Annotated in this window: 27 protein-coding genes; 14 read left to right on the forward strand and 13 right to left on the reverse strand. The window is 70.8% G+C overall.

The annotated features are described in order from the left end of the window. Positions 1-141 precede the first annotated feature (141 nt). The 7 genes from V5F67_RS00330 (at position 142) to V5F67_RS00360 (ending at position 8,047) form a co-directional block, all read left to right on the forward strand. Positions 142-3,120: a xanthine dehydrogenase family protein molybdopterin-binding subunit gene (locus V5F67_RS00330; RefSeq protein WP_394020985.1), complete on the forward strand. Its 2,979-nt coding sequence runs from the start codon at positions 142-144 to the stop codon at positions 3,118-3,120. Beyond that, positions 3,117-3,944 carry an FAD binding domain-containing protein gene (locus V5F67_RS00335; protein ID WP_394020984.1) on the forward strand — a complete coding sequence of 276 codons (828 nt, stop codon included), beginning with the start codon at positions 3,117-3,119 and terminating at the stop codon, positions 3,942-3,944. The genes V5F67_RS00330 and V5F67_RS00335 overlap by 4 nt, the downstream gene beginning before the upstream one ends. Then, positions 3,932-4,447, forward strand: a complete 516-nt coding sequence (locus tag V5F67_RS00340) for a (2Fe-2S)-binding protein (RefSeq protein WP_394020983.1) — start codon at positions 3,932-3,934, stop codon at positions 4,445-4,447. Before V5F67_RS00335 ends, V5F67_RS00340 begins: the two co-directional genes overlap by 13 nt. Then, positions 4,444-5,520 (forward strand): MBL fold metallo-hydrolase, encoded by a 1,077-nt coding sequence (locus V5F67_RS00345; protein ID WP_394020982.1) that lies wholly within the window; start codon positions 4,444-4,446, stop codon positions 5,518-5,520. The genes V5F67_RS00340 and V5F67_RS00345 overlap by 4 nt, the downstream gene beginning before the upstream one ends. Before the next feature lie 35 nt (positions 5,521-5,555). Then, positions 5,556-6,023: a cupin domain-containing protein gene (locus V5F67_RS00350; protein ID WP_394020981.1), complete on the forward strand. Its 468-nt coding sequence runs from the start codon at positions 5,556-5,558 to the stop codon at positions 6,021-6,023. Between the two features lie 161 nt (positions 6,024-6,184). Continuing rightward, on the forward strand, positions 6,185-6,976 hold the full coding sequence (locus V5F67_RS00355) for an alpha/beta fold hydrolase (RefSeq protein ID WP_394020980.1): 792 nt from the start codon (positions 6,185-6,187) through the stop codon (positions 6,974-6,976). Positions 6,977-7,150: 174 nt separating this feature from the next. Further along, the gene (locus V5F67_RS00360) at positions 7,151-8,047 is read left to right on the forward strand and encodes an alpha/beta fold hydrolase (protein ID WP_394020979.1); all 897 of its coding nucleotides are present in this window, start codon (positions 7,151-7,153) and stop codon (positions 8,045-8,047) included. Positions 8,048-8,084: 37 nt separating this feature from the next. Here V5F67_RS00360 and V5F67_RS00365 read toward each other — a convergent pair whose 3' ends face one another. Further along, positions 8,085-8,870 carry a phytanoyl-CoA dioxygenase family protein gene (locus V5F67_RS00365; protein WP_394020978.1) on the reverse strand — a complete coding sequence of 262 codons (786 nt, stop codon included), beginning with the start codon at positions 8,868-8,870 and terminating at the stop codon, positions 8,085-8,087. 231 nt (positions 8,871-9,101) lie between these two features. Between V5F67_RS00365 and cobT the strand changes: the two genes are divergently transcribed. Further along, entirely contained in the window at positions 9,102-10,133 is a 1,032-nt protein-coding gene (gene cobT / locus V5F67_RS00370; protein WP_394020977.1) for a nicotinate-nucleotide--dimethylbenzimidazole phosphoribosyltransferase, read from the forward strand. A 70-nt stretch (positions 10,134-10,203) separates the two neighbouring features. Here cobT and V5F67_RS00375 read toward each other — a convergent pair whose 3' ends face one another. Continuing rightward, positions 10,204-10,638, reverse strand: a complete 435-nt coding sequence (locus tag V5F67_RS00375; RefSeq protein ID WP_394020976.1) for a hypothetical protein — start codon at positions 10,636-10,638, stop codon at positions 10,204-10,206. Between the two features lie 43 nt (positions 10,639-10,681). Continuing rightward, a complete protein-coding gene (locus V5F67_RS00380; protein ID WP_394020975.1) occupies positions 10,682-11,731 on the reverse strand; it encodes a sensor histidine kinase in 1,050 nt (349 codons plus the stop codon). Positions 11,732-11,946: 215 nt separating this feature from the next. Here V5F67_RS00380 and V5F67_RS00385 point away from each other — a divergent pair, with 215 nt between their 5' ends. Further along, positions 11,947-12,429, forward strand: coding sequence for a thermonuclease family protein (locus V5F67_RS00385; RefSeq protein WP_394020974.1), 483 nt, complete (start codon positions 11,947-11,949; stop codon positions 12,427-12,429). Positions 12,430-12,453: 24 nt separating this feature from the next. Here the strand turns inward: V5F67_RS00385 and V5F67_RS00390 are convergent, their stop codons facing one another. From V5F67_RS00390 to petA, 6 genes are all read right to left on the reverse strand, one after another. Further along, positions 12,454-13,605, reverse strand: a complete 1,152-nt coding sequence (locus V5F67_RS00390; RefSeq protein WP_394020973.1) for a DegT/DnrJ/EryC1/StrS family aminotransferase — start codon at positions 13,603-13,605, stop codon at positions 12,454-12,456. A gap of 27 nt (positions 13,606-13,632) precedes the next feature. Further along, a complete protein-coding gene (locus tag V5F67_RS00395; protein ID WP_394020972.1) occupies positions 13,633-14,628 on the reverse strand; it encodes a Gfo/Idh/MocA family oxidoreductase in 996 nt (331 codons plus the stop codon). 285 nt (positions 14,629-14,913) lie between these two features. Beyond that, complete coding sequence (locus V5F67_RS00400) at positions 14,914-15,450, reverse strand: adenine phosphoribosyltransferase (protein ID WP_394020971.1); 537 nt, start codon at positions 15,448-15,450, stop codon at positions 14,914-14,916. A gap of 224 nt (positions 15,451-15,674) precedes the next feature. Beyond that, positions 15,675-16,508 carry a cytochrome c1 gene (locus V5F67_RS00405; protein ID WP_394020970.1) on the reverse strand — a complete coding sequence of 278 codons (834 nt, stop codon included), beginning with the start codon at positions 16,506-16,508 and terminating at the stop codon, positions 15,675-15,677. A 20-nt stretch (positions 16,509-16,528) separates the two neighbouring features. Further along, positions 16,529-17,809, reverse strand: coding sequence for a cytochrome b (locus tag V5F67_RS00410; protein ID WP_394020969.1), 1,281 nt, complete (start codon positions 17,807-17,809; stop codon positions 16,529-16,531). A 48-nt stretch (positions 17,810-17,857) separates the two neighbouring features. Further along, on the reverse strand, positions 17,858-18,385 hold the full coding sequence (gene petA / locus V5F67_RS00415) for a ubiquinol-cytochrome c reductase iron-sulfur subunit (protein ID WP_394020968.1): 528 nt from the start codon (positions 18,383-18,385) through the stop codon (positions 17,858-17,860). Between the two features lie 236 nt (positions 18,386-18,621). On the opposite strand from petA, the gene V5F67_RS00420 reads away from it, so the two are divergent. From V5F67_RS00420 to V5F67_RS00430, 3 genes are all read left to right on the forward strand, one after another. Then, positions 18,622-19,095: a tRNA (cytidine(34)-2'-O)-methyltransferase gene (locus V5F67_RS00420; RefSeq protein ID WP_394020967.1), complete on the forward strand. Its 474-nt coding sequence runs from the start codon at positions 18,622-18,624 to the stop codon at positions 19,093-19,095. A gap of 33 nt (positions 19,096-19,128) precedes the next feature. Next, entirely contained in the window at positions 19,129-20,058 is a 930-nt protein-coding gene (gene hemF, locus V5F67_RS00425; RefSeq protein ID WP_394020966.1) for an oxygen-dependent coproporphyrinogen oxidase, read from the forward strand. A gap of 79 nt (positions 20,059-20,137) precedes the next feature. Further along, positions 20,138-20,368 (forward strand): YodC family protein, encoded by a 231-nt coding sequence (locus V5F67_RS00430; protein WP_394020965.1) that lies wholly within the window; start codon positions 20,138-20,140, stop codon positions 20,366-20,368. A 54-nt stretch (positions 20,369-20,422) separates the two neighbouring features. On the opposite strand, the gene V5F67_RS00435 is transcribed toward V5F67_RS00430, so the two are convergent. The 4 genes from V5F67_RS00435 to V5F67_RS00450 are packed head-to-tail and all read right to left on the reverse strand — an operon-like array spanning position 20,423 to position 23,237. Continuing rightward, a complete protein-coding gene (locus V5F67_RS00435; RefSeq protein ID WP_394020964.1) occupies positions 20,423-21,631 on the reverse strand; it encodes a CCA tRNA nucleotidyltransferase in 1,209 nt (402 codons plus the stop codon). Continuing rightward, a complete protein-coding gene (locus tag V5F67_RS00440) occupies positions 21,628-21,888 on the reverse strand; it encodes a DUF6111 family protein (RefSeq protein WP_394020963.1) in 261 nt (86 codons plus the stop codon). Before V5F67_RS00440 ends, V5F67_RS00435 begins: the two co-directional genes overlap by 4 nt. Then, positions 21,885-22,613, reverse strand: coding sequence for a CoA pyrophosphatase (locus V5F67_RS00445; protein WP_394020962.1), 729 nt, complete (start codon positions 22,611-22,613; stop codon positions 21,885-21,887). Before V5F67_RS00445 ends, V5F67_RS00440 begins: the two co-directional genes overlap by 4 nt. Before the next feature lie 6 nt (positions 22,614-22,619). Continuing rightward, complete coding sequence (locus V5F67_RS00450) at positions 22,620-23,237, reverse strand: DUF1285 domain-containing protein (protein ID WP_394020961.1); 618 nt, start codon at positions 23,235-23,237, stop codon at positions 22,620-22,622. Positions 23,238-23,430: 193 nt separating this feature from the next. Here V5F67_RS00450 and V5F67_RS00455 point away from each other — a divergent pair, with 193 nt between their 5' ends. Further along, positions 23,431-24,432: an AAA family ATPase gene (locus V5F67_RS00455; protein ID WP_394020960.1), complete on the forward strand. Its 1,002-nt coding sequence runs from the start codon at positions 23,431-23,433 to the stop codon at positions 24,430-24,432. Between the two features lie 13 nt (positions 24,433-24,445). Beyond that, positions 24,446-25,378: a DUF58 domain-containing protein gene (locus tag V5F67_RS00460; protein WP_394020959.1), complete on the forward strand. Its 933-nt coding sequence runs from the start codon at positions 24,446-24,448 to the stop codon at positions 25,376-25,378. Positions 25,379-25,419: the final 41 nt, after the last annotated feature.

Genomic DNA, 25,419 nt, shown 5'->3' on the forward strand with positions numbered 1-25,419 from the left:
TTCGTATTATGATACGAAATTGCTTTACACAATCTCATTCGCCATGTTACGCGCTGTTTTCGGTCGACGTTCCGGAGGTTTGCATTGTCCGCCCCAGCCATTCGCAGCGCGCAGGCTGAAGCGCCATCACCCGCGCCGCACATGAGGGACCGACCATCCTCCTCTCCCCTGGGCCAGCCGATCCCGCGCAAGGAGGACGAGGCCCTGCTGCGCGGACGCGGGCGCTATGCCGACGACGTGCCCGCCCCGGCCGGCACGCTCCACGCTTTCGTGGTCCGCTCTCCCCTGCCCCACGGCCTGATCCGCCGCATCGACACCGCCCGTGCGCTGGCGCTGCCGGGCGTGCATGCCGTGCTCACCGGCGAGGACGTGGCGCGCCTGTCCGACCCGTTCCTGGTGGCGCTCAAGCAGCCGATCCCGCAATGGACGCTGGCGGTGGAGCGCGTGCGCTTCGTCGGCGAGCCGGTGGCGCTGGTGCTGGCCGAGGACCGCTACATCGCCGAGGACGCGGGCGAGCTGGTGGACATCGAATACGAGCCCCTGCCCGCCATCGTCGACCCGGAGGACGCGGTCGTCGAGGGCGCGCCGCTGGTGCATCCGGACTGCAAGTCCAACGAGGTCTCGCGCCGCGACTTCACCTATGGCGATCCGGACAAGGCCTTCGCCGAGGCCGACAAGGTGGTGAAGCTGCGCGTCGACTATCCGCGCAACTCCTTCATGCCCATGGAATGCTTCGTGGTGGTGGCGCAGTTCCGCCCCTCCGACGGCAGCTATGACGTGCTCGCCAACTTCCAGGGCCCGTTCAGCGCCCATCCGGTGATGGCGCGGGCGCTGCGCGTGCCCGGCGCCAAGCTGCGGCTGCGCACGCCGGCCGATTCCGGCGGCTCGTTCGGCATCAAGCTGTCTGTGTTCCCGTTCGTGGTGCTGATGGGCCTCGCCGCCCGCATCGCCGGGCGGCCGGTGAAGTGGGTGGAGGACCGCTACGAGCACCTGCTCGCCGCCAGCTCCGGCCCCAACCGCATCACCCATATCGAGGCGGCGGTGAAGGCCGACGGGCGCATCACCGCCCTGCGCATGGACCAGATGGAGGACTACGGCGCCTTCCTGCGCGCGCCCATGCCCGGCCCGCTCTACCGCATGCACGGCGCCACCACCGGCGCCTACGACGTCCAGAACCTGCACGTGGTCAACCGCGTGGTGCTCACCAACAAGGCCCCCGCCGCGCTGATCCGCGGCTTCGGCGGCCCGCAGCTCTATCTCGGCCTGGAGCGCCTGGTGCAGCGCATCGCGCTGGCGCTCGACATGGACGTGCTGGACGTGATCCGCAAGAATCTCGTCCCCTCCGGCGCCTTCCCCTACCGGGCGGCGGCGGGCGCGCTCTACGATTCCGGCGACTACCCGCTGTGCGTCGACATCGCCACCGGCGAGGGGCGGCTCGAAGACCTCAGGCGCCGGCGCGACGAGGCCCGCGCCAGGGGCAAGCACTACGGCATCGGCTTCGCCGCCGTGGTCGAGCCCTCCATGTCGAACATGGGCTACCTCTCCACCATGATCCCCGCGAGCGCGCGCGAGCGCGCCGGGCCGAAGAACGGCGCGGTCTCGCTCGCCACCGTGAACGTCGACCCGCTCGGCACGGTCTCGGTCACCGCCGACCTCACGGTGCAGGGCCAGGGCCACGAGACCGTGATCTCGCAGATCGTCTGCGACCAGCTCGGCCTGAAGATGGACGAGGTGGTGGTCAACCTGGAGATGGACACGGTGAAGGACCAGTGGTCCATCGCCGCCGGCACCTATTCCTGCCGCTTCTCCCCCGGCACCGCGGTGGCGGTGCACCACGCCGCCGGCGCCATCCGCGACAAGCTCGCCCGCATCGCCGCCAACCAGCTCAACGTGCTGCCGGAGGACATCGAGTTCGTCGACGGCATGATCCGCTCGAAGACCAACCCGGACAACGGCCTCGCCTTCGCCCGCGTCGCCGGCACCGCCCACTGGTCGCCGGTGATGCTCCCCGACGGCATGGCGCCGGGCCTGCGCGAGACCGCCACCTGGGCGCCGCCGGAGCTGGAGCCGCCCTCGGGCGACGACCGCATCAACACCTCGCTCGCTTATGGCTTCGTGTTCGACATGTGCGGCGTCGAGATCGACCCCGACACCTGGGAGGTGCGGGTCGACCGCTACGTCTCCATGCACGACGCCGGCCGGCTGCTGAACCCGCTGATCGCCGAGGGGCAGATCCGCGGCGCCTTCGTGCAGGGCCTCGCCACCGCGCTCTACGAGGAGTTCCGCTACGACGACAAGGGCGGCTTCCTCACCGGCACGCTCGCCGACTACCTGATTCCCACCGTCACCGAGGTGCCGGAGATCGAGCTTCTGCACATCGAGAGCCCGAGCCCGTTCACCGCGCTCGGCGCCAAGGGGCTGGCGGAAGGCAACTGCATGTCGACGCCGGTGTGCGTCGCCAACGCGGTGGCGGACGCGCTCGGCATCGAGCACGTGCCGCTGCCGGTCACGCCCATGCGCCTCCACGCCATCATGGCGGGACCGGAAAAGACCCCGCCGCGCCAGGCCAAGCCGGCCACGGCGGCCACGGCCGCGGCCAAGCGCGAGGGCGCGCGCGAGCTCACCGGCGCGGGTTCAGTCACCATCGGCGCGCCGGTCGCCGAGGTGTGGCGCGCGCTGCTCGATCCGGAGAACCTCAAGGCCACCATCCCCGGATGCCATTCCCTGGAAGTGGTGGGCGAGAACGACTACCGCGCCGAGGTCTCGCTGGGCGTCGGCCCGGTGAAGGGCCGCTTCCGCGCCGAGGTGCGCCTCACCGACCTCGACCCCGAGCGCTCGGGCCGCCTCTCGGGCGGCATCACCGGCCCCCTGGGCGACGCCTCGGGCGCCGGCATGCTGCGCCTCGAGGCCATCGAGGGCGGCACCCGCATCGCCTACGACTACGAGGTGGCCGTGGGCGGGCGCGCCGCCGCCATCGGCGGGCGCCTGCTGGACGGCGCCTCCGACCTCGTCATCCGCCAGTTCTTCGAGCGGTTCGCATCGCGCCTCGGCGCGTCTTCGGGCGCCACCTCCGCGTCCTGGTGGAGCCGCCTCACCTCCGCGTTCCGGAAGCCCCAATGAAGCCCCGTCCCTTCACCTATATCCGCCCCGAGACGGTGGCCGAGGCGACCGAGGCCCTTTCCGAATGGAAGGAGGCGGCCCGCGTCATGGCGGGCGGGCAGACGCTGATCGCCATGCTGAACCTGCGCCTCGTGGACTGCGAGGCCATCGTCGACATCTCGCGCGTGCCGGAGCTGTCCGCCATCACCCGCACCAAGACCCATCTGGAGGTCGGCGCGGCGGTGACGCAGAACCGGCTGCTCTCGCGCCCCGAGCTGGCGCAGGAGGTGCCGCTTCTGGCGAAGGCGCTGCCGTGGGTCGGCCATTTCCAGACCCGCAACAAGGGCACGGTCTGCGGCTCCATCGCCCATGCCGATCCGGCCTCCGAGCTGCCGCTCTCGCTCGCGGTGCTGGGCGGCGAGGTGGTGCTGCGCTCCAGGCGCGGCACCCGCGTGCTCAAGGCGTCCGAGTTCCAGCGCGGCCTGCTCGCCACCGCCCGTGAGGCGGACGAGCTGGTGACCGCCGTGCGCTTCCCGCTCGGCGCCAAGGGCGAGGGCACGGGCTTCCGCGAGGTGGCGCGGCGCCACGGCGACTTCGCCATCGTCTCGCTCGCCGCCCGCGCCCGGGCGGACGCCATCGACCTCGGCATCGGCGGCGTCGCCGACCGGCCCGCGGTGCGCGCCATCCCCCGCGCCGACCTCTCCCGCCTCGACGACATCGTCGATGCGCTCGCCGCCGAGCTGGGCGGCTTCGAGGATATCCACGCCACCGCGCGCTACCGGCGCGATTTGGTGCGCCGGCTCGCCCGGCCCGTGATCGATGAGGCTTTGTCATGCTCCGCGTAGCCCCCGGCGAGCGCACGCTCGTCACCTTCGAGCTCGATGGCCGCCCGGTCTCCGGCTATGTGGAGCCGCGCATGCTGCTGAGCGACTTCCTGCGCCAGGTGGCGGGCGCCACCGGCACCCATGTGGGCTGCGAGCACGGGGTGTGCGGCTGCTGCACGGTGCTGCTCGACGGCGCCGCCTCGCGCTCCTGCCTCACCCTGGCGGTGCAGGCGCACGGCCGCGCGGTGGGAACGGTGGAGGGCCTCGCCCCCGGCGAGCAGGCGCTGAACGCGCTCCAGGCCGCCTTCCGCAAGCACCACGCCCTGCAGTGCGGCTTCTGCACCCCGGGCGTGCTGATGTCGTTCACCGATTTCCTCGCCCGCAATCCCTCTCCCACCGAGGAGGAGGTCCGCGATACCCTCTCCGGCCACATCTGCCGCTGTACCGGCTACGCGCCCATCGTCGCGGCGGTGATGGATGCCGCCCGCACGCTGCGCGGCGAGGCCACGGAGGACGCCGCATGAGCACCCAGACCAGCGCCCAGACCAGCGCCCAGGTCCACGCATCCCCCGCCTTCGCGGAGATCGACCGCCCGTTCGCCCGCATCACCGAGGTGGCGGACGGCATCATCCGCTTCGACACGCCGGTGCCGTTCCGGGGCCTGAGGCAGGTCAATGTCTGGATGATCCGCGACGGCGACGGCTGGACCCAGGTGGATTGCGGCTATGGCGAGCCGCGCGTGCAGGAGGCGCTGGAGGAGGCGTGGCGCACGGTGCTCGGCGGCAAGAGCGTGACGCGCCTGATCGTCACCCACTTCCACCCGGACCACTCCGGCAACTGCCGCTACATCTCCGAGCGCTGGAACGTGCGCCCGCACATGACCCAGCTCGAATGGATGTGCGCCAACCTCGCGGTGAAGGACAGCTTCACCGACGACATCCGCTCGCGCTCGCGCTTCTACGAGCGCAACGGCGCGGCGCCGGAGAAGGTGGCGCAGTTCGACGCCGAGGTGCTGCCCTATTCCGACGGCGTGCAGCTGCCGGAGGCGGCGCGGCGGATCTCCGACCGCGGCACGCTCCAGATCGGCGGCGACGACTGGCACGTGCTCACCGGCGGCGGCCACTCGCCGGACCTCGCCGGCCTCTGGTGCCCGAAGCGCAAGGTCTACATCTCCGGCGACCAGCTGCTGCCGAAGATCACCACCAATGTCAGCGTCTGGCAGGTGGAGCCGGAGGCCGACCCGCTGGGCGAGTTCATGGCCTCGCTGGAGCGCATGGAGGAGCGCGTCGGCGCCGACTTCCTGGTGCTGCCCTCCCACGGCGACCCGTTCCAGGGCCCGAACGACCGCATCGCCGTGCTGCGCGAGCACCACCACGCCCGCCTCGACACCGTGCGCGACGCGATCCGGGCCCATGGCGGCACCGCCTCGGCCGGCGACTGCCTCGCCGCCATGTTCTCGCGCCCGCTGGACGGGCACCAGCTCGGCTTCGCCATGGGCGAGGCCATCGCCCATCTCAACCATCTCGTCGTGCTGGGGGAGGCCGAGCGCCTCGTCGGCAATGACGGCATCACCCGCTTCCGCCTTCTCGACCGCTGATCCGGCGGGCAACGTCTTTTCTGGAGGAAAATTTCATGAGCGATATCAAGCGCGAGGTCGTCACCATCTTCGGCAAGAACGTGGTGCTCGCCCACAAGGACAGCCCGATCGCCAACGAGGGCGTGCTGGAGAACGCGGACATCTTCCGCATGTTCAACATCTTCTCCGAGCACTTCCAGCCGTCCAACCGCAACAAGGCGGACGGCACGCCGCTGCGCCTCTACACCTCCGACAAGGTGAAGGTGGACCTGTCCAAGCGGTCCAAGGAGGACATGGGCTTCTGGCACCGCAACATCGACGCCCACGAGATCATCTTCTGCGTCAAGGGCGCGCTGAAGTGGGAGACCGAGATGGGCACCCGCATCATGAAGGAGGGCGACATGCTCTTCATCCCCAAGGGCATCGCCCACCGCTCCATGCTCGCCCCCGAGAGCGCCCCGGAGAACGTGCTCATCGAGCTGAAGATCTCCGACGACCTCACCTATGTGGGCGACAACAGCTGATCTGATTTCAGGAGCCGTCATGCCCCGGCTTGTCCGGGGCATCCACGGGGCCGTTGGCGCCGCGCACCGCGGGAGGCGCCAGCTGGGCCTCAGGGTGGATCCCCGGACACGCCGGAGGATGACGTCAGGCGAGACGCATTGTTCGAGATGAAGAGGCCGCAATGCTTGTGAAGACCAAGAACGGGACCGAGCTGAACGTCGAGATCGACGGTCCCGAGGGCGCGCCGTGGGTGACCTTCTCCCATGCGCTCGCCAACAACCTGCACCTGTGGGACGACGTGGCGGCGAGCCTCAAGGACCGCTACCGGGTGCTGCGCTACGACCAGCGCGGCCACGGCGAAAGCCCGGCGGTGCCCGGCCCCTACACCTTCCCGGAGCTGGAGGCCGACGCCATCGGCCTGCTCGATGCGCTCGGCATCGAGAAGACCCACTGGGTGGGCCTCTCCATCGGCGGCATGCTGGGCTACGGCCTCGCCATGAACCATCCGGACCGGATCATCTCGCTCATCGCCTGCGACTCGCGTCCCGACGCGCCGCCGGACTATGCCGCCTACTTCCAGCACCGCATCGACCTCGCCGCCGAGGGCGGCATGGAGGCGGTGGTGGAGCCCTCGATCGAGCGCTGGTTCACGCCGGAGACGCGGGCCAAGAACCCGCCGGAGCTGGACAAGGTGCGCGCCATGATCCGCAAGGCCACCACGATCGGCCATGCGGGCTGCTGCGAGGCGCTGAAGACGCTCTCCTATGGCCCGCGCCTCCACGAGATCCGCGTGCCGGTGCTGATCCTCGGCGGCGCCAAGGACAAGGGCGCCCCGCCGCAGATCCTCGCCGAGGCGGTGGCCAAGATCCCCGGCGCCGAGCACGCCGTGATCCCGGACGCCGGCCACATCACCCCGGCCGAGAACCCGCCGGCCTTCATCGCCACGGTGAAGGACTATCTCGCCCGGCATTGATCGACGACACGCAAGACCCCCTCCCCCTTGCGGGGAGGGGCAGGGGTGGGGGTGCCGCAACGCGCGCCCTCAAGGGAGCGAGACCCCCGCCCCCTCACCCCTCCCCACAAGGGGGAGGGGAGCCGGGCGCGCCCGGCCGAGGCCACATGGAATTTCCCGAAGGACACGCCCCAGATGACGACCCAAGAGCCGTTCACCCTCACCATGAGCGACGGGGCCGAGGTGGTCGGCCGCCGCGTCGGCAACCCCGACGGCGTGCGGATGCTGATCACCCATGGCAACGGCTTCGCCATCGACGGCTACCGGGTGTTCTTCGAGCCCCTGCTGGCCGATTTCGACGTGTTCCTCTACGACATGCGCAACCACGGAAAGAGCCCCGTGGGCCGGCGCTCGGCGCACCATTACGGGCGCCTCGCGCTCGACGTGGGCGAGATCCGCGCCGAGATCGCGCGCCGCTACGGGCACAAGACCACGGTGGGCGTGTTCCACTCCTTCTCCTCGCGCGCCGCCATGAAGCATGCGGTGGAGCAGGGCTGGGTGTGGGACGCTTTGGTGCTGTTCGACCCGCCGAGCGTGCCGCCGGAGGGACACAAGCTGTTCGAGCCCATGCGCCAGTTCGAGGTCAAGCTGGTGCAGTGGGCCATGGAGCGGCAGGAGACCTATGCCAGCGTCGACGAGCTGATCGCCAGCTTCCGCGAGGGCCGCGCCCAGGCCCGCTGGGTGGACGAGGCGCGCGTCGACATGGCCAACGCGACGCTGCGGCCCGACGGCAAGGGCGGCTTCGCCACCGTGCTGCCGCGCGAGCTGGAGGCGGCGATCTACCTCCAGGCGCTGACCCTCGATCTGTGGCCGATGGCGTCCGAGTTCCGTGGCCCCACCAAGCTGATCGCCGCCGACCCGGACATGAAAGGCACGCCGCCCACCGCCTTCTCGAACCGCGCGCTGGGCACCGAGAACGGCTTCGACTACGCCGCCGTGCAGGGCGGCGGCCACCTGCTCCAGATCGAGCAGCCCGAGACCTCCCGCGCCATCATGCTCGCCTTCCTGAAGGAGAAGGGCATCATCGCCTGATCCGGCCCGGCGCGAAGCCGGGCCAGATCAGGCGGCCTCAGCCGAGGCCGCAGGCGCCGCGGATGGCGCGCTGGACCGGCGAGGCCGCCAGCGCCGGGTCGAACGACCCGGCGGGCAGGAGCGCCGGCTGGGCCAGCAAGCGCGGCCGCGTTCCCCGATGCGGCTGGGCCGCGTGCACCAGGAACGGGTGGCACAGATAGACCGTTCCCGCGGCACCGGTGGCGAGCGCCTCCGGGCAATGGGCGCTCGAGGCGAATCCGTCCGCCGCAAGCTCCGCGAGGCTCAGCCCCTCCTCGCCCCACGGCAGCAGCTGCCGGGCGATGTGGGCGTGAGAGCCCGCCCGCAGCCGGGTGGGGGCGTCGTCCAGCCCCACGTCCGAGAACAGGAACAGCATCAGCAGCGCCCGCCCGCAGCTCAAGATGTTGGCGCGCCACTGCATGAAGTCGGGGCTCTCGGTGCCGAAGCTCATGTCCACGTGCCAGCCGGTGTCACCCGGATCGTCCGGCGAGGGAAAGCGGATCGCGAACGACCCTAGCCCGGACGGCTTCACCCACCGGCCCGCGCCCGCGAGCGCGTCATAGGCGATGTGCAGCCGTTTGGTGTTCGCCGCAGCGGCGAAGGGGGCGCCTGCCATGAAGCCGACGCGCACCACCGGGCGCGTCCAGCCTTCGGGCGCGTCCGGCGTAAGGCCGATCTGCGCCCACAGCGCCTCGCGCCCCTGCCGCGCGAGCGCGGCATCAAAGGCTCCGTCGAGACGCACATACCCCTGGTCAATGAAATGCTCGATCTGAGCCGCGCTCAGACCCGAGGAAAGATTTCCCATGTCCCATATCTCCCTGCGGCCGCCGCGAGGCGGGGCCGTCATTCCCGTTGGCTGCGCATGCGCCGTGCCGGCGCCGGCGGCTCAGACGAGGGGGAAGAAGGTGGACATGAACATCATCGGGCGAACCTAGCGCCCTCCTCGCGGCATGCCAAGCCTGCCGCGCCGGCACGGATGTTTGCCGCCACGACCGATGCGCTCTAGAACCCGCAGGCCACTGGAGCCGCCGTGTTCATGTCCACATCGATGCCGCCCGCCACCGGCCTTCCCTTCGACGACATCCGCGCGCTGGTCGCCTCCATGCCGGGGCCGGACGAAGGCGCGCGCGCCGCCGCCTGGGAGCGGCAGGCGGGGCTGGTGAAGCCGCCGGGCGCGCTGGGGCGCCTGGAGGAGATCGCCGCCCACCTCGCCGCCTGGCAGGGCAAGCCGATGCCGCAGGTGCTGCGGCCCATGGTGGTGGTGTTCGCCGGCACCCACGGCGTCGCCGAACGCGGCGTCTCGCCCTACCCCAGCGCCGTGACGCGGCAGATGATGGACACCTTCACCGCCGGCAAGGCGGCGGTGAACCAGATCTGCGCCACCTTCGAGGCTGGCCTTCGTGTGTTCGAGCTGGCGGTGGACCATCCCACCCCCGACATCGTCGAGGGCCCGGCCTTCGACGAGCGCACCTGCGCCGGCACCATCGCCTTCGGCATGCAGGCCATCTCCGGCGGGGCGGACCTTCTGTGCCTCGGCGAGATGGGCATCGGCAACACCACGGTGGCCGCCGCCGTCTGCCATGGCCTCTATGGCGGGACGGCCGAGGACTGGGTGGGCGCCGGCACCGGCGCCGACGATGCCGTGATGGCGCGCAAGATCGCGGCGGTGCGCGACGCCGTCGCCCTCAACGCGGGCCAGCTTACCGACCCGCTGGAGGTGCTGCGCCGGCTCGGCGGGCGGGAGCTGGCGGCGATCGCCGGCGCCATCCTCGCCGCGCGGCACGAGAAGGTGCCGGTGGTGCTCGACGGCTACGTGGTGACGGCGGCCGCCGCCGTGCTCCACGCCATGGACCCGTCCGCCCTCGACCATTGCATCGCCGGCCACGTCTCCGCCGAGAAGGCGCACCGCGCGCTGCTGGAGCGGCTCAAGCTGCGGCCCATCCTCGACCTCGGCATGCGGCTCGGCGAGGGCTCGGGCGCGGCGCTGGCGGTGGGCGTCATCAAGGCGGCGTTGGCGTGCCATTCCGGCATGGCGACCTTCGCCGAGGCGGGGGTTTCGGGGGGGTGAGGCGACGCACGGAGGGACAGGCACGGCGGGGGCGCGGCTTGACTGTCGGAACACCGGTCAGATCTCGGAATTATGGCCACACCGTCTTGTCGATAACCCGGGCTTCAATTAATTCGATCTGGTCATGCCCTAAATATTTTACTTTGATCGCCACGTCCCAATTCAAGCTAAATATATTTATACCGCATAAAAAAGATCCTCCTATTATTCCAAATACATAAATTTCTCCGATATTATAACTTTGTTCATCAAATTTTGATTTATTAAGATTATTTAAATATTGTAATTCTGAAATAAAATTAGAAAAATGCATTCCATTCACCGTTGACCTGAAAAATTCTGTTACATCGATATAATATTTCCCCCAATCTGTCGAACAAACTGTTGGGCGAGCAGCAAGAATTGAACCTGCAATATTAATATTCATCAGCCCTGGTGTCATTGCAGGGCCGGCCCAAAAGAGCCCAATCAATAAGAAAAATAGAAAGAACGCCGCTTGATGCATCACGGCCTCTGAACAACATTCGAGAAATTTGCGGTCATGCTCCTCAAGCTGCCGCGCCTGTGAGCCCCGTGGACCCAACGGCCGGCGGCTCCGGCGCCAGCACCCGGCCCGCCGGCAGAACGAGGCTCGCCCGCGTGCCGCCGCCGGCGCGCCGCGTCAGAGCGAGGCTGCCGCCATGGAGCGCGGCGAGGCCCTCGACGATGGCGAGCCCGAGCCCCGCGCCCCGCCCGGAGGAAAGGTCCACCCGGCTCTCGCGGTGGCGCGCGTCCTCCAAGGGCAGCTCGCACTCGGCGAGCCCGCGCCCGGTGTCCTCGACGCGGATCGCCGGCGCGCCGTCCCGAAGCTCCCACAAGAGGCGCACCTCGCCGCCGGCGGGCGTGAACTTCACCGCATTGCCCATGAGGTTGAGCAGCATCTGCCGGAGCGCCCGCTCGTCCGCCCACAGACGCAGCGGCGCCCCTTCCGCGTGGAGCGCGAGGCCGCGCCGCTTCGCCTCCGGCGCCATCATGGCGAGGGTCTCGCGGGCGAGGAGGTCGAGCCGCACCGCCGTCTCCAGCAGCACCCGGTGGCCGCTCTCGATGCGCGCGAGGTCGAGCAGGTCGTCGGCCAGCGCCAGCAGGTGGCGCGCCGAGGCGAGGATGTCGCGCGCATAGCCGCCATAGGCCGGGATGCGGTGCGGGCCGAGCACCTCCTGGGCCATCATCTCGGAAAAGCCCATGACGGTGTTGAGCGGCGTGCGCAGCTCGTGACTCATCTCGGCGAGGAAGCGGGATTTCGCCGCGCTTTCCGCCTCGGCGCGGCGGCATGCCGCCTCCGCCTCGGCGAGCCTTGCGGCAAGCTCCGCCTCGCGGCGCCCGGCCGCGCCGCCGCCGAGGCGGCGGGCGCCATAGGCGCCGAGCGCGATGCCGGCGGCAACAAGCGCCAGCACGCCGAGGCCGGCGGTGCCGAGCACCGTGCCGGCGGCGATCAGCAGCGTCAGAAAAAGGAAGGTCCCGGCGATGGCCAGGAACGCGGTTCCAGCCGGGGAGCGGCGCGTGGGCGCGCCCGGCGCTCTCGCCGGGCCGCCGTCGGGGCGTTGCTGCGTGCCTCTCATGGGGCGGAGCCCTCCGCGGCCCGCGCGGGCCGGAGCCGGCCGGCGGGGGAGCGCGCATATCCGCGATCACCGTCCGCCCGCAGGGTTAACGATGCGTTAACGGCGCCGGGCGACAAGGCGTTCCTCCACCGTTTGCGGTGGCGCGGCGAATCCGCCTTCATGATGACGGCGGCGCGGGGCCGTCCCGTCCGCGCGAAGGGAGCGCGCTCCAGACCATGCGCCTGCGCCGCCTCGACGTGGTGTTCGCCGTCCTCCTCCTGGCGGGCCTCGCCGTGCTGGCGGAGTGGCTGCTCAGGGAGGACGTGTCGGGCGCGGCCCGCGCGGCGGACGGCGACACGCTGGTGCTGAACGGCGAGCATGTGCGGCTGAAGGGCATGGACGCGCCCGAGCTGGCCCAGACCTGCACCCGCGACGGCCGGGACTGGCCCTGCGGGCGCGAGGCGAAGGCCGCGCTCGCCGCGGCGCTGAAGAAGGGCGAGGTCGCCTGCACCTTCTCCGAGCGCGACGACTACGACCGCCCGCTGGCCCATTGCGCCGTGGCGGGCGCCGATCTCGGCGCGCTGCTGGTGCGCCAGGGGCTCGCGGTGGCCTTTGGCGCCTACCACGCGAAGGAGGCGGAGGCGCGCGCCGCCCGGCGCGGAATGTGGGCCGGCACCTTCCAGCGCCCGGCGGCCTACAGGGCCGGGCACCGGCGCTGAGGCGCGCTGGCCCGCCACGCCGTCCTACGCGCCGAGCGCCCGGCGCACCGCGCCGACGATGCGGTCCTGGGTCGCTTCATCGAGGTCCGGGTGCATGGGCAGCGAGATCACCTCCTCCGCCAGCGCCTCGCACACCGGCAGGAGGGCGCCAGCGGCGGGGTAATGCTTGTAGGCGGGCTGCAGGTGCATGGGCAGGCGGTAATAGACCGCCGTGGGAATGCCCTCGGCCTTGAGCGCGTCGGCGAGGCCGTCGCGCCGGCCGGCGGCGAGGCGGATGGTGTACTGCGCCCACACCGAGGTGGCGCGCCGGTCCACCGCCGGCACCTGGCAGACGTCCTTCAGGAGCGCGTTGTAGCGCCGCGCCACCTGCTCGCGGGCGGCGATCTCCGCCTCGAACACGGCGAGCTTCTCCAGCAGCACGGCGGCCTGGATGGTGTCGAGGCGCGCCGTCATGCCGATGCGCACGTTCTGGTACTTGTCGGTGCCCTGGCCGTGCTCGCGCAGGCTTTTCAGCACCGCCACGAGGTCGGCGTCGTCGGTGAGGATGGCGCCGCCGTCGCCGTAGCAGCCGAGCGGCTTGGCCGGGAAGAACGAGGTGGCGGTGGCGTCGCCGATGGAGCCGGTGCGCTTGTTGTTCCAGGTGCCGCCGAAGCCCTGCGCGGTGTCGCACAGCACCTTGAGGCCGTGCTGCTCGGCGATCGGCAGCAGCGCGTCATAGTCCGCCGGCTGGCCGAACAGGTCCACCGGGATCACCACCTTCGGATCCAGGCCCTGCTCGATGGCGACCGCGATCGCCTGCTCAAGGCTGTCCGGGTCCATGTTGAAGGTGTCCGCCTTCACGTCCACGAACACCGGGGTGGCGCCGAGATAGGGCACCACCTCGGCGGTGGCGCAGAAGGTGAAGGCGGGGCAGAACACCGCGTCGCCCGCCTTCACGCCCCAGGCCATGAGGATCAGCGCCAGCGCGTCGGTGCCGCTGGAGCAGGAGACGGCGTGCTTCGCCCCGGCGAAGGCGGCGAGCTTCTCCTCGAACGCGAGCACCTCCGGCCCGTTGACGAAGCGGCAGGAGTCGAGCACGCGCTGCACCGCCTGATCGATGCGGGCGCCGATGCGCGCGCGCTGGGCGGCAAGGTCGATGAAGGCGATGGGCGCGGGCGCCGTCGCGGAAGCGGTCATGAATGATCCTCGGGGGGACGGATGGGCTCAGCCCGCCGCGGCGCGGCGGCGGGAGGAGCGCTCGCGCGCCTCGGCGCGCTCGGCGAGGCAGGAGATGGCGATGTCGAGGCTGGCGACGCCCTGCTCGCCGGTGACCTCGGGCGCGGTGCCCGCGCGCACGGCGGCAAGGAAGTTCTCGAGCTCGGCGCGCAGCGGCTCGGCATAGGCCACCGGCAAATGCCGGGTGGAGTAGGAGCCGTCCGGGCGGTAGTCGAAATGCTCGGTCACCTGGCGCGTGAGCAGGTCGCCGATCACGTACTTGCGGGCGGTCGCCACGTGCACCGTGCGCGCCTTGAAGGGGGTGAGCCAGTTGGTGTTGATGTGGGCGAGCACGCCGGAGGCGGTGCGGAACTGCAGCAGCGCGATGTCCTCGCGCTCGGCGAGCGCGGCGGAGGTCTGCGGCTGCACCTCGACGATCTCGCTGTCGGTGAGCCAGCGGATCAGGTCGATGTCGTGCACCGCGAGGTCGATGACCACGCCCACGTTGGACATGCGCGGCGGGAACGGGCCGACGCGGGTGAAGGCGACCGAGAGGATGTTCTCGCCGGCGATCGCGTCCTTGACCGCGCGCACGGCGGGATTGAAGCGCTCCACATGGCCGACCATGAGGGTCACGCCCTTGGCCTTGGCGGCGGCGACGATCTCGCGGCCCTCCTCGGCGGTGGAGGCGATGGGCTTCTCCACCAGCACCGCGCAGCCGGCGCCGATGACGTCGAGGGCGATGGGGTGGTGCAGGTGGGTGGGCGCGGCGACGATCACCGCGTCGAGGCTGAGGGCCAGGAGATCGCGATGGTCCCCCACCGCCTGGCAGCCGAGGAAGCTCGCCACCCGCTGGGCCTGGGCCTGGTCGGGGTCGGCCACCGCGACCAGTTCGGCGCCGCCGATGGCGCTGAGCACGCGGGCGTGGTTGGAGCCCATGATGCCGATGCCGGTGACACCGACGCGAAGGGGGCGCGCCCGGTCGGGCGCTGCCGTGTGAGCCATGTCAGGCCTCTTAGAAATGTCAGCCCTCTTAAAGCCTTGCCGCGTCGGCGGGTCTGAAAGGCGCCGCCAGGCGCACGGTGTTGCCGCCGGCGGCAGGGGAGGCGCCCCGCTCCGGCGCCCGCGGCCCACTGCCGGTGCAGGCGGCGGAAAACCGCCGCTCGCGCCTCCCTAGCACGGCCATCGGGGCGGAAGCGAGGCGCCCCAAGCCTTCCGCGGGCCTCATCCATTCAAGAATTGCGTCCCCGTGTTACCGCCCGCGCGCGGCCGGCGGGGGCGCGCGCCCCGTCAGTGCCCCGAAAAGGCGACCAGGGTGCGCACCGGGACGTCCATGGCCCGGATCTTGTCGGCGCCGCCGAGGTCCGGCAGGTCGACGATGAAGCAGGCCGCCTCCACCCTGGCGCCCATGGCGCGCAGCAGCTTCACGGCGCCCACCGCCGTGCCGCCGGTGGCGACGAGGTCGTCCACCAGCAGCACCCGCTCGCCGGGGGCGACGGCGTCCACGTGCATCTCCATCTCGTCCTGGCCGTACTCCAGCACATAGGCCATGCGCACGGTCTGGTGCGGCAGCTTGCCCTTCTTGCGGATCGGCACGAAGCCGGCGGAGAGCTGGTGCGCCACCGCGCCGCCGAGGATGAAGCCGCGCGCCTCGATGCCCGCCACCTTGTCGATCTTGGCGCCGGCCCAGGGCTGCACCAGCTCGTCCACCGCCGCGCGGAAGGCGCGCGGGTCGCCGAGCAGGGTGGTGATGTCGCGGAACAGGATGCCGGGCTTGGGATAGTCCGGGATGGTGCGGATGGCGGCGGCGAAGTCGTCTGGCGTCATGGGCGGCGCGGTCCTCGGCGCGGATGGGCGGGCACGTGGTGCGGCGATTAGAGCACGCGCCGATCGAATTGATTCAATTTGATCGCATCGCGCTCTGAACGGGAGCCCGGCCCGGCCGGCAAATCGAAACGCCGGCAGCCGGCGCGCGGCCGCCGGTCTTCCCCCGGAAACGGCAAAGGGCCCCGCAAGGGGGCCCTTCGGTCAGGTGCCGCGCGCCGGCCCGGTCAGTGGGCGACGTTCTTCCACACCTTCTTCTTGGTGAAGTAGAGCAGGCCGGCGAAGACGATCAGGAAGATCATCACCTGGAAGCCGATGCGCTTGCGCGCGTCGAGGTGCGGCTCGGCGAGCCACATCAGGAAGGCCGACACGTCCTCGGAATACTGCTCCACCGTCTGCGGCGCGCCGTCGGTGTATTCCACCTGGCCGTCGCTGATGGGCTTCGGCATGGCGATCTGGTGGCCGGGGAAGTACTTGTTGTAGTGCAGGCCCGGCTGCACGTGCGCGTCCGCCGGCGGGTCCACGTAGCCGGTGAGCAGCGCGTGGATGTAGTCGACGCCGTGCTCCTGGTACTGGATGAAGGCGTCGGTGATGAAGCCCGGGAAGCCCACATGGTAGGAGCGGGCCTTGGCGATCACCGAGAGGTCCGGCGGCAGCGCGCCGCCGTTGGAGGCGCGGGCGGCGTTGTCGTTCGGGAACGGCGCCGGCCAGTGGTCCGACAGGCGGCCGGGGCGCTGGAACATGTCGCCCGCGTCGTTCGGCCCGTCGGTGATCTGGTACTCGCTCGCCACCTGCTTGGCCTGGGCCTCGGAGAAGCCCGGTCCGCCTTCCTGGGCGAGGTTGCGGAAATAGAGGAAGTTCGCCGAGTGGCACGCGGCGCACACCTCCTTGAACACCTTGAAGCCTCGCTGGAGCTGGCCCTGGTCGTACGTGCCGAACGGGCCGGCGAAGGACCAGGACATGCGCTCGGGGCGCGGGCTCTCGCCGCCGGCGGCGAGCACGGGCGAGGAGGCGAGGAGCACCGCCGCGGCGGCACCGAAGAGAATGCTGCGAATGGTCATTGGCTTTCTCTCCGCGCCCGTCAGCCGCGGGTCTCGGGAGCGGACGCCCCCGTGACCACGGCCGCGCCCCCCTTGGCGCCCTTTGCGAGAACCGCGTCGGCGATGGACGCCGGCATCGGCTTCGGCCGCTCGACGATGCCCAGCACCGGCAGGATGATGAGGAAATGGATGAAGTAGTAGGCGGTCAGGATGCGCGAGGCGATCACGTACCCGCCCTCGGCCGGCTGCGAGCCGAGATAGCCGAGGCCGACCGAGACGATCACGAAGACCCAGAAGAACTGCCGGAACAGCGGGCGGTACTTGGCCGAGCGCACCTTGGAGGTGTCGAGCCAGGGCAGGAAGGCCAGGATCGCGATGGCCGCGAACATCGCCAGCACGCCGCCGAGCTTGTCGGGGATCGAGCGCAGGATCGCGTAGAACGGCAGGTAGTACCATTCCGGAACGATGTGCGCCGGGGTCGAGAGCGGGTTGGCCGGGATGTAGTTGTCCGAGTGGCCGAGATAGTTCGGGATGTAGAAGATGAACCACGAGAAGAAGATGATGAACACCACCATCCCGAAGATGTCCTTGATGGTGGCGTAGGGCGTGAACGGCACGGTGTCCTTGGCCACGCTCTTCACATCGATGCCATCGGGGTTGTTCTGGCCCACATGGTGCAGCGCCCAGATGTGGAGGCCGACCACGCCGGCGATCATGAACGGCAGCAGATAGTGGAGCGAGAAGAAGCGGTTGAGCGTCGGATCGCCAACCGAGTAGCCGCCCCACAGCCACTCGACGATCACCGGCCCCACCACCGGAATGGCGGAGAACAGGTTGGTGATGACGGTGGCGCCCCAGAACGACATCTGCCCCCAGGGCAGGACGTAGCCCATGAAGCCGGTGGCCATCATCAGCAGGTAGATGATGACGCCGAGGATCCACAGCACCTCGCGCGGCGCCTTGTAGGAGCCGTAATACATGCCGCGGAAGATGTGGATGTAGACCGCGATGAAGAACATCGAGGCGCCGTTGGCGTGGATGTAGCGGATCAGCCAGCCATAGCTCACGTCGCGCATGATGTGCTCGACCCGGGCGAAGGCGACCGGCGCATAGGCCACGTAGTGCATGGCGAGCACCACGCCCGAGACGATCTGGACCACCAGCATGAAGGAGAGGATCGCGCCGAAGGTCCACAGATAGTTCAGGTTCTTCGGCACCGGATAGGCCACCGCCGAAGAGTGAATCAGCCCGACGATCGGCAAGCGGCTCTCGAACCACTGCGCGAGCTTGCCCTTCGGCTGATAGGTGGAGTGTCCTTCCATGGGATCCAACCCTTTATAGATGCGGCGAGCGCCGGGCGACGGGAGGCGTCAGCCGATCAAGATCTTGGTGTCGGTGGTGAAGGCGTAGGGCGGGAGCTCGAGGTTGAGCGGCGCCGGCCCCTGACGGATGCGGCCGGAGGTGTCGTACACCGAGCCGTGGCAGGGGCAGAACCAGCCGTTGTACTGGCCCTGGTGGCCCAGCGGCACGCAGCCGAGATGGGTGCAGATGCCGATCACCACCAGCCACTGGTCCTTGCCCTCCTTGACGCGCGCCGAATCGGGCTGCGGGTCCGGCAGGGCCGACAGGGGGGTGTCCTGCGCCGACTTGATCTCCGCCGGCGTGCGGTGGGAGATGAAGATCGGCTTGCCGCGCCACTGGACGGTGACGATCTGGCCTTCGGCGATGGGGGAGAGGTCGACCTCGGTGGTGGAAAGCGCGAGCACCGAGGCGTCCGGCTGGAGCTGGGAGACGAAGGGCCACACCATGCCCGCGACGCCCACCGCGCCAACGGCCCCGGTCGCGATGTAAAGGAAATCCCGACGCGTCGTCGTGTCCTGCGTCTCCGTATGTGCCACGGCGCTTTCCCCGATCCTGAAATCCGCTTCCGTCCGCGCCGCCGCGGCCCGCCGGGCCGCGCGCGCAGACATGAGAGGCGGCTGAAGACACCTGTCGCCACCTTCGAGCGCCTCTAATTGCACCCTCCTCCGATCTTGTCCAGATCATGGCCGTGCGGCACGCCGTCCTGCCCGGGAAAACCTCGGGCTACCGTCGCGCCGTCGCAGCCTGCCCATTCCGCTGAGGAACCGCGCCCATGATCCTCGCCCTCTACTGCCCGGACATCGCCCAGAACGCCGGCACCACCATCCGCACCGGCGCCTGCCTCGGCGTACCGGTGCACATCATCGAGCCGGCGGGCTTTCCCGTGGCGGCGGCCGCGTTCCGCCGGGCGGGCATGGACTATCTCGACGCCGCCGGCTTCGTGCGCCACGCCTCCTTCGACGCGTTCGACGCCGCCCGGCGGGCCGAGGGGCGGCGTCTGGTCCTGTTCACCACCACGGGCGCGGCGGCCTATACCGACTTCGCGTTCGCGCCCACCGACGCGCTGCTGTTCGGCCGCGAGTCGGCCGGCGTGCCGGAAGCCGTGCACGAGGCGGCGGACGCGCGCGTGACCATTCCCATGCGGCCCGGCCTGCGCGCGCTGAACGTGGCGGTGAGCGCCGCCATGGGGCTCGGCGAGGCGCTGCGGCAGACCGGCGGCTTTCCTTCCCCCGCCCCCGCCCGATAGAAGCGGGGCGGGAACCAGAAGGAGGCCCGGCCCATGAGCACGTCACCCGATCCGCTGCCCGCCGGGGACGCGGCCACGCTCGGCGCGCGCCAGGCCCTGGCGCGCGCCTGGTTCGAGGCCTTGCAGGGCCGCATCATCGCCGCCTTCGAGGCGCTGGAGGATGCCGCCCCGGCCAGCCTCTATGCGGGCGCGGCCGGCCGGTTCGAGAAGCAGCCCTGGGCGCGCACCGACCATTCCGGCGCGCCGGGCGGCGGCGGCACCATGGCGCTCATGCGCGGGCGCCTGTTCGAGAAGGTGGGGGTGCATACCTCCACCGTGTTCGGCGAGTTCGCGCCCGAGTTCCGCGGCCAGATCCCCGGCGCGGCGGAGGACCCGCGCTTCTGGGCCTCCGGCATCTCGCTGATCGCCCACATGGCGAACCCGCACGTGCCGACGGTGCACATGAACACCCGCTTCGTCGTCACCACCAAGGCGTGGTTCGGCGGCGGCGCGGACCTCACCCCCACCCTGATGGAGCGCCGCACCCAGGAGGACCCCGACACGCTCGCCTTCCACCGGGCGATGGCGGACGCCTGCGCCGGCCACAGGGTGGCCGACTATCCGCGCTTCAAGGCCTGGTGCGACGAGTATTTCTTCCTGAAGCACCGCGGCGAGGCGCGCGGCATCGGCGGCATCTTCTACGACTATCTGGACAGCGCCTCGGCCGGCGCCGGCAGCTGGGACGAGGACTTCGCCTTCACCCGGCAGGTGGGCGAGGCCTTCCTCGGCATCTACCCCGCCATCGTGCGCGCCAACATGGCGACCCCCTGGGGCGAGGCCGAGCGCGAGGAGCAGTTGGTCCGCCGCGGGCGCTACGTGGAGTTCAATCTGCTCTACGACCGCGGCACCATCTTCGGGCTGAAGACCGGGGGGAACGTGGACTCCATCCTTTCCTCCATGCCGCCGGTGGTGAAATGGCCGTGACCGCGCCGCTGTGATCCCGCCGTCACGAAGCCCGGCTAAGTCTCGCGGACCGCGCACCGCGCGATCCGGGGAGGAAGCCATGGCGTTTGGACCGGGAGACATCGTGCAGCTGAAGTCCGGAAGCCCGGCCCTGACCGTGGTCGGCGTCGACGGCGACGAGGTAAAGGTGTTCTGGTACGCTGACGAGGTGGGCGAGTTCCGCGCCCAGACCCTGCCTTCGGTCGCGCTCGAGCCGCTGGACCTCGACGACTTCGCGGACGGCGAGGAGGACGAGGACGACGAAGAGGACGACGAGGACGAGAAGGACTGACGTCCCGCGCCGCGCGGACCTGGAACCGTTGCCGCGGCTGGCTCCGGCGGCGTCTCAACCGCCGAGCGCGCGGACGACCAAAGCCTGGATCTGCGCGGGATTTTCCGGGAAATCGGCCCTGATCCAGGCCTCCTCCACCCGCGCCAGCGCCGCGCCGAGCGCGCGGCCCGTGAGGCCCCGGGCCGTCAGGTCGGCCGCCTTCACCGGCAGGCGCGGCGGCGTCCAGTGGCGCGCCATCGCGACCACCGGCCCGGCATCGAAGCCGCGCCGCGCCTCCGCAAGGAGCGCCCGATCCACCGCCGCACCGGCGCCCGCCCCATAGATCAGCCGCCGTACGGCCGCTGCATCGGCGGGGCCGGAAAGGGGCGGCGCCAGGGCCGCCAGGCGGCGGGCTTCCGCGTTGGAAAGCCTCAGCTTTTCCCGCAGCCGCTCGGCATCGTCCGGGACCCGCAGCGCCAGCGCACCGAGCCGGCGCACCGCGTCGGCCGCCACGCCGTGCCGCGCCTCGGCGGCGGCGAGCCGGGCGAAGAGGCCGGCATCGGCGATGCCCGCCAGGAGCGGCTGGATCAGCCCGCAATCGCTCATGACGGCGAGCGTCGGCGCCGCCCCCGGCGCCAGCAGCAGCTTCAGCAGCTCCGCCCGCACCCGTTCGCGCGAAAGGCCCAGAAGCCCGACCCGCCCGCGAACGGCGGCCGCGAGCGCCGCGCCATCCACGCCACCGGCGCCGTAGAAGGCATGGAACCGGAAAAGCCGCAGAACCCTCAGATAATCCTCCCGAATCCGCGCATCCGCATCGCCGATGAAGCGCACCCGGCGGCAGGCGAGATCGGCGAGGCCGCCCACGAGGTCGACCACCTCCCCGGCAGCCGTGGCGTAGAGCGCGTTGATGGTGAAGTCGCGCCGCTCGGCATCATGGAGCCAGGACCGGCCGAAGCGCACCACCGCTCGCCGGCCATCGGTCTCGGTGTCCTCGCGCAGGGTCGTGACCTCGAAGGTGTGATGGGCGACGACCACCGTCACGGTGCCGTGCTCGATCCCGGTGGGAACCGCCTTGAGCCCCGCCGCAGCGACCCGCGCCACCACCACGTCCGGTCGCGCGGTCGTGGCGATGTCGACGTCGGAAACCTCAAGCCCCAGCAAGGTGTTGCGCACCGCGCCGCCGACCACGCGCGCCTCCTCGCCGTCCCGGTTCAGGAGCGCGAGGAGGTCGACGAGGCCGGCGCGGCCCCAGAAGGCGGCATCGGCGAGTGGCCGCCCGCTCATTCGAAATGGCCCGGCACGAACTGCCCGTCGCGCATCTCGGCCGGAATATAGCGCCGGCCCGGCTCGGTGCTGCGGCCGTGCTCGAACACGAACAGCCCGACGACCATGAGCGCGATCGCCGCCGCCGAGAGCAGCGCCAGCGTGCGCGCCGACCAGTGCTCCGGCACCAGCGAGCCGCGGGTCGCCAGAAGCAGGACGCCATAGAGGATGAACGGGGTGAGGAAGAGCGCGAGCTCGATCAGGACCGACCGGATCATGGGCCGTAGACCCGCTCATAGAGGTTGCGCAGCATGCCGGCGGTGGCGCCCCAGATGAAGCGGCCCTCATAGGGCATGGCATAGAAATGGCGCAGCGTGCCGCGCCATTCGCGGGCCTGGCGCTCGTGGTTGCCGGGCGTCATGAGGAAGGAGAGCGGCACCTCGAACGCCTCGTCCACCTCGTCCGGATTGAGCGCGAGGACGTAGGACGGGTCCACCAGCCCGACCACCGGCACGATCCAGAAATCGGTGCGCGAGAGGTAGCCGTCGAGAAAACCGAGCGGGCGCACCAAAGCGCTGTCGAGCCCCACCTCCTCGCGCGCCTCGCGCAGGGCGGCGTCCACCTCGTCCCGGTCCTCCGGGTCCACGCGGCCGCCGGGAAAGGCGATCTGGCCGGCATGGGTGGACAGGTGCGCCGAGCGCAGGGTGAGCAGGATCGACGGCTCGGGGCGGGCGATCACCGGCACCAGCACCGCCGCATGGCGCGGCGCGCGCTTGGGCGGCTCGGCATGCCATTCCGGCGAGAGCGCATGGTCGCCGTTGACCGCCGGATAGGCGTCCAGCGTGAAGAAGTCGGGCGGGCCCGCCCGCAGCCCGCGCGCGGCCCGGGCGAGGAAATCGGCCAGGCTGAAGGCGCCGCCGGCCGGCGCGGGCGCCGCCGGGACCGCCGCTTCACCTGGCTCGCTCGCCGGCCGGCCGTCGTCAGGCAAGAAAGGTTCGCTCATGATTCCTCAAAGGCCGACCGCGCTCGCGGGCAGCATGGGGTAGAACGCGCCCGCCGAGGCGATGCCGAACATAGGCGTCCCGGCCTGATCGCGCACCTCTCCCAGCGCGGCGAGGTCGAAGGCGAGCGCCCGCGTGAGCCGCGCTTCGAGGCCGCGCCGGACATGGACATAAGGAATGACCTCGCCCTCCCGCGCGCCCGGGACGAAGCGCAGATCGTGGCCGGGCCCGCAGCGCACCAGGTCGTCGAGATTGGTACGGAACACCAGGACCGGCCCGCCTTCGCCCTCCTCCCGCGCCATGTCGACGGCGAGGAAGGGCGCGTCGTCCACCGTGATGCCGATCTTCTCGGCAGGGGTCTTGAGCACGAAGCGGGCGCCCTCGCGCGTCAGCACCGAGGCAAACAGCCGCACCAAAGCCGGCCTCCCGATCGGCGTACCGCCATAGAACCAGGTGCCGTCGGCGGCGATGCGCATGTCCATGTCGCCGCAATCGGGGGGATTCCACAGCTCGACGGGAGCGGGCCCCCGGCCCCCGGCCGCGTGCACCGCAGCGAGCAGCGCCTCGAGCCGCCCGCCCTCGGCTTCAGGACGGGGCGGAAGCGCGACCTGGTCCGAACCACTCATGAACGCTCCTCGCGATGACGTGAGAAAAGTGTCCCGCCGCCGCCTTCGCAGGGCCTCGACGCGGCGCCATCTTATCGTAAGCTCCCATTCCGGCTGGCGCGACCTTTGCAGGGCTCGAAGGCGGGGGTCATCCTCCGGGGCCTTTTCTTGCCGCTTTTGGCGGCAAGCCTGTCCGGGAGACGGAGAAGCGTAGATGTCGTCAGCCAGCGAGACCTTCGACCTCGACCAGATGATCGTCCGCAACGCGGAAGCGGCCGGCGCCCATGTGCGGGCGGCGCGGACCGCCATCTCCTCGGTCATCTTCGGCCAGGAGACGGTGGTGGAGCAGGCGCTCATCACCATCCTCGCCGGCGGCCACGCGCTGCTGGTGGGCGTGCCCGGCCTCGCCAAGACCAAGCTGGTGGAGACCATGGGCACGGTGCTCGGGCTCGACGCCCGGCGCGTGCAGTTCACCCCCGACCTCATGCCCTCCGACATCCTCGGCGCCGAGGTGCTGGAGGAGAGCGCCGGCGGCAAGCGCGCCTTCCGCTTCATCCGCGGCCCGATCTTCGCGCAATTGCTGATGGCGGACGAGATCAACCGCGCCTCGCCGCGCACCCAGTCGGCGCTGCTCCAGGCGATGCAGGAATACCACGTCACGGTGGCCGGCGAGCGCCATGACCTTCCCAAGCCCTTCCACGTGCTCGCGACCCAGAACCCGCTGGAGCAGGAAGGCACCTATCCGCTTCCCGAGGCCCAGCTCGACCGCTTCCTGATGGAGATCGGCGTCGACTATCCCGACCGGGACGCCGAGCGGCGCATCCTGTTCGAGACCACCGGCGCCGAGGAGCAGAAGCCCCGCGCCGCCATGAGCGTCGAGGACCTGCTCGCCGCCCAGCGCCTGGTGCGCCGCCTGCCGGTGGGCGAGAGCGTGGTGGAGGCGATCCTCACCCTGGTGCGCTCGGCGCGCCCCGCCGCCGAAGGGCCGGAGCAGCGCTTCATCGCCTGGGGCCCCGGCCCGCGCGCCTCGCAGGCGCTGATGCTGGCGGTGCGCGCCCGCGCGCTGCTGGACGGGCGCTTCGCGCCCTCCCTCGACGACGTGGTGGCGCTCGCCGAGCCGGTCCTGAAGCACCGCATGGCGCTCACCTTCGCCGCCCGTGCCGAGGGCGAGAGCGTGGCGCGCATCGTCAAGCGCCTCACCGAGCGGCTGGGGTGAGGACGCACGCATCGTGACGGACCAAGCCCGTTCCTCCATCGAGAAGGCCGCCCATTCCGCGTCCGAGCTGGTCGCGGCCATGCCCCGCCTCGTGCTGGAGGCGCGCCGCATCGCCTCCAACGTGCAGCACGGCCTGCACGGGCGCCGGCGCTCGGGCATGGGCGAGAACTTCTGGCAGTACCGGCGCTTCGTCGACGGCGAGCCGGCGGCCCGCGTCGACTGGCGCCGCTCGGCGCGGGACGACCATCTGTATGTGCGCGAGCGCGAGTGGGAGGCCGCCCACACGGTGTGGATCTGGCCCGACCTCTCCGCCTCCATGAGCTACGCCACCCACAAGCTGCCGCCCAAGCGCGAGCGGGCGCTCGTCATCGCCTTCGCCCTCGCCGACCTGCTGGTGAAGGGCGGCGAGCGGGTGGGCGTGCCCGAGCTGATGCGCCCCTCCGCCAACCGCCGCATCGTCGAGCGCATGGCCGAGGCGGTGATCCTCGCGCCAGAATTGCCGGCGAGCCTGCCGCCTGCCTTCGGCCCCTCGCCCATGTCGGAGATCGTGCTGCTCGGCGACTTCTGGAGCCCGGCGAACGAGATCGCCGCACGCATCCACGACCTCGCCGCCTCCGGCGCCCACGGCCATGTGGTGCAGATCGTCGACCCGTCCGAGGAGACCTTCCCCTTTTCCGGCCGCATCGAGTTCGAGGAGCCGGAAGGCGGCGGACGCCTCACCGTGGGCCGCGCCGAGAGCTGGCGCGCCGAATACGACCTGAAGCTGGTGGAGCACCGCGCGCGCATCCGCGCCGCCGCCCAGCGGGCCGGCTGGACCTTCATGGTCCACCGCACCGACCGGCCGGCGAGCGACCTGCTGCTGGCGCTCCACATGCGCATGGGCACCGGCGGCGCGGGCGCCGCGCCCGGCTTCGCGCATGCGGCGCGGACGGAGGCGGCCGAATGAGCTCCGCCCGCCCCGCGCGCCGTGACGCGCCCTTTGTGACC

This window comes from Xanthobacter pseudotagetidis, from assembly GCF_043194795.2.
In the GTDB taxonomy this organism is placed as follows: domain Bacteria; phylum Pseudomonadota; class Alphaproteobacteria; order Rhizobiales; family Xanthobacteraceae; genus Xanthobacter; species Xanthobacter tagetidis_A.